This is a genomic window from Azotobacter armeniacus, from assembly GCF_054779355.1.
The window spans coordinates 1-750 of sequence record NZ_BAAGYK010000093.1; the positions used below are offsets into that span (position 1 = coordinate 1).

1 pseudogene is annotated in these 750 nt (G+C 62.9%); it reads left to right on the forward strand.

Going from position 1 to position 750, the window contains the following annotated elements:
* Positions 1-365: 365 nt before the first annotated feature.
* Positions 366-608: pseudogene (locus tag ACYVD0_RS13255) on the forward strand (transposase domain-containing protein); the annotation flags it as partial.
* Between the last annotated feature and the right edge of the window lie 142 nt (positions 609-750).

The following is a 750-nucleotide window of genomic DNA, read 5'->3' on the forward strand; positions in this document are numbered from 1 at the left end:
GGCAAGAAGGGTGGCATCAAGACCCGCCGCCTGGTTGCATCCACCTCCGATACCTATCGCGCTGTACTTCTCGGACTTGGGTAGCCTTCATGCGATTGCCCTGCTCATCACGCTCGCTTGCGTACCGTCGCCGGCCTTCCTCGTTATTATGGCGAGTCAGCATCCACGACGGCATTTCGAGGCCTGCTCGGTGTTCACTCGCGTGCGGCCCGCATGGCTCGCTGGCTTCCTATCGAAGCCTTTTCAAGCAGTGCTTCAGCCCATTCGTTACCTCCTGAGCCGCTCCTTGTGCTTCCGGCCGGAGCGCGAGTTGGCCGGGTCGGACTTCCACCGACGGATCGATCGTGCCTTGGCGAGGCACACATAACAACTGGTGCGAAAACCAGATCCGCCCGTGGGCCCTCGGGCGCTCGAACTGGCTGTTCGCCGGCTCGCTGCGCAGCGGCAAGCGTGCGGCTGCCCTTATGACGCTGATCCAGTCGGCACGCCTGAACGGGCATGATCCGTATGCCTACCTGAAGGACGTGCTCACGCGCCTGCCGACGCAGAAGGCCAGCGCACTGGCCGAGCTGCTCCCGCACAACTGGTCACCCGCCAGCAAGGTGTGATCACCGTTCGCTTACGAAGGCTTGGCCATTGCTTACCTGCTTCCGACCGTCTTTCCGGGCGCAAGCGAAAACCCCCGAGCCGCTGTCGTGGCTCGGGGGTTCGGGATAGGCGCTTGACGATGACCTACTCTCGCATGGGGAA